Origin of the sequence: Pseudomonas sp. NFACC08-1 (assembly GCF_900106735.1) — a bacterium.
Taxonomy (GTDB): Bacteria; Pseudomonadota; Gammaproteobacteria; order Pseudomonadales; family Pseudomonadaceae; genus Aquipseudomonas; species Aquipseudomonas fluorescens_Q.
Map to the genome: position 1 here is coordinate 383,836 of NZ_FNNL01000006.1, position 7,418 is coordinate 391,253.

The 7,418-nt window shown below is 63.5% G+C and carries 4 protein-coding genes; 1 reads left to right on the forward strand and 3 read right to left on the reverse strand.

Annotated elements, in window-relative coordinates:
* Positions 1 to 123: 123 nt before the first annotated feature.
* Positions 124 to 1,209, forward strand: a complete 1,086-nt coding sequence (locus tag BLU76_RS15600; RefSeq protein ID WP_092223358.1) for a sensor domain-containing diguanylate cyclase — start codon at positions 124 to 126, stop codon at positions 1,207 to 1,209.
* Here BLU76_RS15600 and BLU76_RS15605 read toward each other — a convergent pair.
* From BLU76_RS15605 to BLU76_RS15615, 3 genes are read right to left on the reverse strand one after another with little or no spacing between them, the layout of a single operon-like run.
* Positions 1,193 to 3,544 carry a TonB-dependent receptor gene (locus BLU76_RS15605; protein ID WP_092223360.1) on the reverse strand — a complete coding sequence of 784 codons (2,352 nt, stop codon included), beginning with the start codon at positions 3,542 to 3,544 and terminating at the stop codon, positions 1,193 to 1,195. The genes BLU76_RS15600 and BLU76_RS15605 overlap by 17 nt on opposite strands.
* A gap of 1 nt (position 3,545) precedes the next feature.
* Positions 3,546 to 5,945, reverse strand: coding sequence for a hybrid sensor histidine kinase/response regulator (locus tag BLU76_RS15610; protein WP_092223362.1), 2,400 nt, complete (start codon positions 5,943 to 5,945; stop codon positions 3,546 to 3,548).
* Positions 5,945 to 6,781, reverse strand: a complete 837-nt coding sequence (locus tag BLU76_RS15615; RefSeq protein ID WP_086936660.1) for a response regulator transcription factor — start codon at positions 6,779 to 6,781, stop codon at positions 5,945 to 5,947. The genes BLU76_RS15610 and BLU76_RS15615 overlap by 1 nt, the downstream gene beginning before the upstream one ends.
* Positions 6,782 to 7,418: the final 637 nt, after the last annotated feature.

Below are 7,418 nucleotides of genomic sequence, written 5' to 3' on the forward strand. Positions count from 1 at the left end.
TCTTTCCGTTCCATCCCTTCCCGCAAATCTCCCATCCGCTGCAGCAAAGTCCCCGGCCAATCCGCGCCTCGATAATGCCCACTTCGCTAGCCCGCCCCTTATCGCCAGCACCTTATAAACCCCATGAACCTACGCACCTTCATTCGCGGCTACTGCCTCAATTCCCGGCTCGCCACGAATGCCCTGACCCGCCTGCACAAGTCGCTCTCGTCCCTGGTCAGCTATCTGGCCCAGCAGGGCTTTGATTCCGCTATGTGGCCGGCAACCCGCGACGAAGCCACCCTGGACCGTCGCCTCAACATCGTCTGCCCAGAGCTAGCCGCCACCGTGTTCAGCCACGCCCGCGAAGGCATCATCCTCGTCGATCCGTACGGTCGGGTCATCAGCGTCAACGAAGCCTTCACCCGCCTCACCGGTTACGGGCAAGACGAGGTGCAGGGCCGGGAGTTGAACTCCCATCGCATGGTGCGTCGGCTCGCGGCGTTTTATGCGCCGATGAAGAATGCGCTGGATTTCCACGGGCATTGGTCCGGTGAAGTTCAGAGCCATCACAAGGATGGTCGGGAGATGACGTCGCGCATCAGCATCAGTGCCGTGCATGACCGTCACGGTAATGTGCAGCACTATGTGGCACTGCTCAGCGACATGACGCAGGTGAAGCAACGCCTTCAGTTACTGGAGCGCGATGCCCGTTATGACGCCCTCACACAGCTGCCCAATCGCTTGCTGTTGGCCGAGCGGATGCGCCAGGCGCTGGGCAAGGCGCGGATTCACCAGCACAAGGTGGCCATTGCGTTCATTGATCTGGACGGGTTCAAGGCGCTTAACGACAGTTACGGGCATGACTGGGGGGATCGGGTGTTGCAGATTGTCGCGGCGCGGATCAATGCGACGTTGCGTGAGGGCGATACGTTGGCGCGCCTCGGTGGCGATGAATTCGTGGCGGGGCTGGTGGGTTTGCAGGCGGTGGAGGACAGCGAGCCGTTGCTCAAGCGGATGCTGGCGGCGGCCAATGCGCCGATCCTGATTGGCGCGCAAACGGTGGAGATTGCCGCCAGTATCGGCGTGGCGTTCTTTCCGGAGCATGGGCAGGAAGTCGATGGGCTGATCAGCAAGGCGGACCAGGCGATGTACCTGTCGAAAAAGGCCGGCGGCAATCGTCTGGCGTTTTGTCCGACGCGGTTTATTTCGCTCAATAGCGGAGCCTGACGGTGGTGCCGAGGGTTCTTTCGCTGCCGGTCATGACGCCATAGTCACCGGCGCCGAGCAGTGAATAGACGGCGGTGATGTAGTTGCGGTCGAAGACGTTGCGCACCCAGCCCTCCACTTCCCAGGCGCGGTCCTGGCTGCGCAGGCCCAGACGCAGGTTGGTGAGGCCGTAGCTGGGTTGATAGCTGCCTTCGCCGCCTTCGAGGGTGCCGGAGTAGCCGGTGCGGAAGCTGTAGTCGATGCCGCTGAAGGCTTCCAGCCCGTAGGGCAGCGGATGGGTGTGGTCGAGGCCGCTGCTGAGGTTCCATTCCGGCGCGTTGTAGAGCCGGTCGCCGCTGAGGTCGCAGGTCCATTGGCCCGAGGCCGGCGGGCACGGGGCGTTGGGGAAGCTGCGGTAGCGTGCATCGCTCCAGGCCAGGCCCAGGCGCCCGGTGAGTCGCGGGGTGAGTTGCCAGGCGGAGTCCAGCTCGATGCCGCGCAGGCGAACCTTGCCGACATTGATCAGATTGTCCCGCAGCGGTGGCGCGAACATGGTCGTCGGCGGGCTGTAGGTAAGCGCCTGGTAGTTGTCGACGTCGGTCTGGTAGACGGCGAGGTCGAGCAATGCGCGCTCGTCCCAGAAGCGCGTCTTCATGCCCAGCTCCAACGACGTGGCCCGCTCCGGCTCGAAGGTGGGCGCGGTGAACGGGCCGACCACGTCGAAGTTGATGCCGCCGGCCTTGTAGCCCCGCGACCAGCTGACGTAGCCCATCACCCCATCGCTGAAGCGGTAGCTGGCGCTGAGGAGGCTGGAGACGTTGTTTTCCTTTATCGAATCCTCGCGGTAATAACCACCACCGAGGGCAATGTCGCGCAGCAACAGTCCACCGGCCTGGAACACCGCAGGCAAACCCGTCAGCGGGGCGAGGTTGCTGACGTCGCGGGAGATCCAGCCGTCCTTGCGCTCCTGGCTGTAGCGCAGGCCGCCGGTGAGTTCCAGTGGTTCGATCGGGCGCCAGGAAACCTGGCCGAAAATGGCTCGACTGTCGCCCTTTTGCTCGCCGTCATAGCGTTGCCGGGCGCCGTCCAGCAGCATCGCCGGCACCTGCTTCGGGTCGGTGAAGGTGATGCCGTAGAGCTTGCGCAAGGCTTCCAACTGATCGCCGACGAACCAGGGCGCGGCGTCCTGGCCAAATTCGGCGTCGATCTCGCGGTCGAGCTGTTGGCGCAGGTAATACAGCCCGGCCACATAGTCGACGGACGAACCGACCGTGCCGGACAGGCGCCATTCCTGGCTGAACTGCCGATGGCCCAGCTCGGTTTCGGACTCGGCCACGGACAGCGCGGTGCTGTCGCTGTCGCGGGTGGCGCGGTAGTCCCAGTCGCGGTAGGCGGTGATGCTGGTCAGGCGCATCGCCTCGTCGAGATCCCAATTCAATTCCAGTGAGACACCGTTCTGCAGGGTTTGCGGATGCCCCGGCGCGTCGATGCGTGCCTCACGCTTGTAAGGGTCGGGCTCCGACAATGGATAGCCGAGGAACTGGGCGCGCTTGCGGGTCTGTTGGCTGTAGTGATTGACCAGCAGAACGTTGCCGGCTTCGTTTTGCTCGGTATAGTCGGCGATCAGGCGGGCGCTGAAGTCCGGGGTCGGCGTCCACAGCAATTGCCCACGCAGGCCATGGCTGTCGGCGTCGCCGAGGCGGGCGCCGTCTTGCAGGTTTTCCACGGCGCCATCGGTGGAACTGTCGAAAACATTCAGTCGACCGGCGAGCATGTCGTCCTGCAACGGCCCGGAAACCGTCCCACGATATTCCCGCAGGCCGCGCTCGCCATAGCTGGCTTCGAGGTTGGCTTCGGGCTCGAAGGTCGGTTGCCGGGTGATGATGTTCAGCGCGCCAGCGGTGGTGTTCTTGCCGAACAAGGTGCCTTGCGGCCCGCGCAGCACTTCGATGCGCTCGATGTCCATCAACTCGGTGAAGGCCATGCCCTGGCGCGCCTGGTAGACGCCATCGACATAGGTGCCGACGCTGCCTTCCAGGCCATCGTTGTAGGCGGTGGCGCCGAAGCCGCGCAGGCCGAAGCCGGCGTAACGGGCGTCGTGGCCGGAGACCACCAGGCCGGGCACGCGCTGTTGAATGTCTCGAAGAGAGTGCAGGCCGGCCTCGTCCAGTTGCTCGCCGTAGAGGACGTTGATCGGGATCGGCACGTCTTGCGGGTCTTCCTCGCGGCGGCGAGCGGTGACGGTGGTGGCGTCGAGCGTGAGGGCGCTGGGCGCCGCTTGTTCGGCCTGGACCGACGCCCAGGGCAACATCGAAAGGCTGCCGAGCAAGAGCAGCCGATGACCCAAACCCGGCATGCTAGTGCTCCCGAGCCAATGCGCGACGCGTGCTGTCCGGGCAGGCCAGTGCCTTGACCCGTGCCAGCAATTCACGGCTGTCGGCGGGCTTGAGCAGGACCGCGTCGAAGGCCAGGCCCTCGGGATAATCCTGCGGCCTGCGGGGCGGCACCGCCGAATAGAGCATCACCGGCAGATGGCGCCAACGCTCGCGCACCTGGCGCAGCAGCGCCCAACCGTCCATGCCGGGCATCATCTGGTCGCTGATCAGCAGGTCGATTGGCTGCTCAGCCAGGCAGGCCAAAGCGTCTTGACCGTTCGTTGCGATGCTGACATCGAAACCGTAACCGGCCAGCAGGTCGTAGAGCCATTCGCTGTTCTGCTCGACGTCGTCCACCAGCAGAACGTGTTTACCCTGGCCGTCGAACGGCGTGGCATTGTTGTCGACGATGCCGTTTTCCAGGTCGTGTTCTTGGGCGCAATTCAATTGCAGGCGAAAGCTGAAGTGGCTGCCCTGCCCGGTGGCTTGGGGTTCGAGGCGGCTGTCCATGCGTTCCAGCAGTTGCGTGACGATGGACAGGCCCAGCCCGCTGCCTTCATAGCGCTGGGCATTGCGGCCGCGGCGGAACGGTTGCAGCAGTTGTTCGAATTCTTGCGGGTCGATGCCGATGCCGGTGTCGATTACGCTGAAGCGCAGTTCCACGGTATCTGTGGTCGCGCCCGGGGCCCAATCCACTTCGAAGCGGATCTGGCCGTTGAGGGTGAATTTCGCCGCGTTCGCCAGCAGGTTCATGAGCACCTGCCGAAGGCGTTTGAAGTCGGCCTCCACCAGTGGCGGCAGGTCGTCTGCCAGCACAGCTTCGAAGGTGTTGCCCTGGCGTGCGGCGAGAAAGCCCGCTTCGCCTGCTATCTCGTTGAGGAACCCGTATAGGTAGCCCGGCGCGAGGGTCAGTTGCATTTGCTCCAGCTCGCCACGGGAAAACTCGAGCATCTCATCGATCAGTTCCAGTTGCTGGCGGGCGTTGCGCTCGATGGTCGCTTGATAGTCGCGGTTGGGCCCGGCGTGCAACAGGCGCGCATAGTCGATGATGCGCACCAGCGGCGAGCGCAGGTCGTGGCTGATGCGGGCCATCAACGCGCTGCGGGCCGCCAGGGAGTCGCGCAACTGCGACGTGCGCAGCGCCACGGTGCTTTCCAGGCGTTCGTGCTCGGCCTGGCGCTGTTGTTCGAGGGTGGCCAGGGCGTGTTTTTCGCGGTTGCGGCTGCGGGCCACTTCCATGATCAACGTGCACACCAGCAACGCCACGCCTGGCAGTGTGGACGATAAGCTGTATTTGCTTTGGGGCGACTGCCAGGGCAATTGCTCCTGGGGGAAAAGCATCCGCATCAGCAATTGTGCAAGCAAGAGCCCCGACACCAGCCAGGCCAGCCAGCTGTAGCTCAGTCGTCTGCGCCAGGCCATGAACAGCGTGACGAGCAGCACCCCGTAGAAACTCATGAGGGATATCTGGACGACCTGCGCGCCCTGGACGGAATCGACTTTTAGCCACCAGAGCCGGCCGAGCACACACCCCGACAGCGGCAGCCAATAGCTCCAGCCAATGACTTTGGGCAATGCGGACACCTGCAACAGCACGCGGAAGTAGGCGAGAAACAGGACGAACGAGATTGCGCTGGCGCAGGTCAGCAGCTCCCGGGTCCAGCCCAGCGCGGTGGGCCAGTAGATCAGGTAGCCGTTGAGGATGCAGGTCAGCAGGATATAGCTCAGGACCGCGCCCGCATTCACGCTCAGCAATCGGGAGCGCAGGATCCAGCCGACGATGAAGCCGAACGGCACGACCAGCAGGACGATGCCGAGGGCGAGCCCGTCGCTCAGGTAAGTCTGTTGCTGACTGCGCAGCAGCGCCGGTTCGGACCACAGTTCCGGCTCCAGCAACAGCTGGAAATGGCTCGTCACGCGGACGAACACCGTGACGCTCTCCCCCGCCGCCAGCGAGACCAGGAATGCCGGCTGACGTGCCGCCGGTTGGGGCCATTCGGCCAAGGGATAGACGCCTCCGGCGTGGGCATCACGCCAGCGCCCGGCTGAAGATTGATAGACGCGGATGTCGTCCAGGCGCGGCGCCCCGACCACCAGCAAGCGCGAACACGCCGCATCGCTGGAATTGGTGAGCTGCCATTTCAACCAGAAGGCGGAGCGGCTGTAACCTTGGCTCGGCCAGCGCGGGGTTGCGGGGTTGAAATGGGTGTCGGGCAGTCGGGCGACTTCTTCGAGGCTCAAGCGGGCCTGGGCGTCTTCGAAAATCTGCGCCGCAGGCATCAGGTCCAGACGGTCAGCCCGGCACAACTCCACGGGCGCGGCGTGTAGCAGCCCGGCGGACAACAAGGCAATCGTCAGCACCAGGAACTGTAGGAGCCGCATCAGGCGCGCCCGACCGACTCTGCATCAACGAGGCCCAGGGTCTGCTGGCGAAACTGGCTGGGCGTCATGCCGATTCGCTGTCGAAACGCCGTAGTGAAGTTGCAGGCATTGCGAAAGCCCACCACTTCGGCGACGTCCTGCACGCTCATGGCGCTTTCGGAGAGCAGTTCCTGGCCGCGCCGCAATCGCGCGTCGCGAATGTAGGCAAACACGGTCATCCCCAGGTGTTCGCGGAAAATGGCGGAGAGGCGCTTTTCATGAGTGCCGACTTTTTGCGCAAGCATGCCCAGGGACGGGATGTCGTCCAGCTGGTTTTCGATCAGTCGCATCGCGGCGCGCAGCACGATTTCATCGCCTTGCGGTTCCGGATCGGCCGGGTTGTCCGCAATGGCCGGCGGCGCTCGCCAGGTCAATTGCAGATGGATCCTGATGCGCGCCAGGACTTCCTCGGGGGCGCAGGATTTGGGGATGTAGTCCACCGCGCCCACGGTCAACCCTTCCAACCGCTCCAACGACGTATTGGCCGAGGACAGAAACAGGATCGGGGTATGCCGGGTGGCCGGTGCCTCGCGTAACAACCGGCACAGGCTGAAGCCGTCCATTTGCGGCATGTGTACATCCAGGACGATCAGGTCGGGACGCAGGGCAAGGGCGCGTTGATAACCCTGGTAGGCATCGCTGGCCAGGGAAATGCGCCAGGGCTGGGTCTTCAACAGGATGAGCGTGGCGCGAATGTCTTCGGGGACATCGTCGATCAGCAGAATATGCGGCAACGGCTCGGACGCCGCCGCGCCTGCCGCCGTCAATACCTGCCTTTCGTATCGTCCGTTGTCCATTCGCCAGGTCTCTTTTTGTGTTTAGCCAGGTCGCTGTCGCGCAATTGCCAAGTGAGGAAGCACGTTTCGGGCCGGCAACAAACCGATATAGCGGCAGATCAAATGAGAACTGAAGCTATCAAATTCTTAATCGGCGATAAATGGTCGTCTCGTCCGAGGCGTCCATTGATACGCAAGGGCCTTGGCGAGGCGTAGAGGCATGTGGCGAGGGATGGCAAACAAGAAGTGGCTGCACCTGGACATCAGCCCAGGCGAGCTTTGACAGCGAACAACAGGCGAGACGGCCAACGCGGTGGACGCTGTTCACCCGTGGCGAGGGAGCTTGCTCCCGCTGGGCTGCGAAGCGGCCCCAAAGCAGCAAACTCAATCTTCCTGACACACTGAGGTGCTTGATTTGAGGGCTGCTGCGCAGCCCAACGGGGATAAATCCCCTCGCCACAGGTTTGTTGAACGGCTTGAATGAACAGTAATGCCTTCAGGTCGCCTTGAAACGTTTAGAACTGGTAACCGATCTGCGCGAGCAGTTGCGGGTTTTCCTGGCGCGTATCGCTCTGCGCTTCGCCGCCGGAGTGACGCCAGGCGACCCTGTGGCGAGGGAGCTTGCTCCCGCTGGGCTGCGAAGCGGCCCCCAAACCAG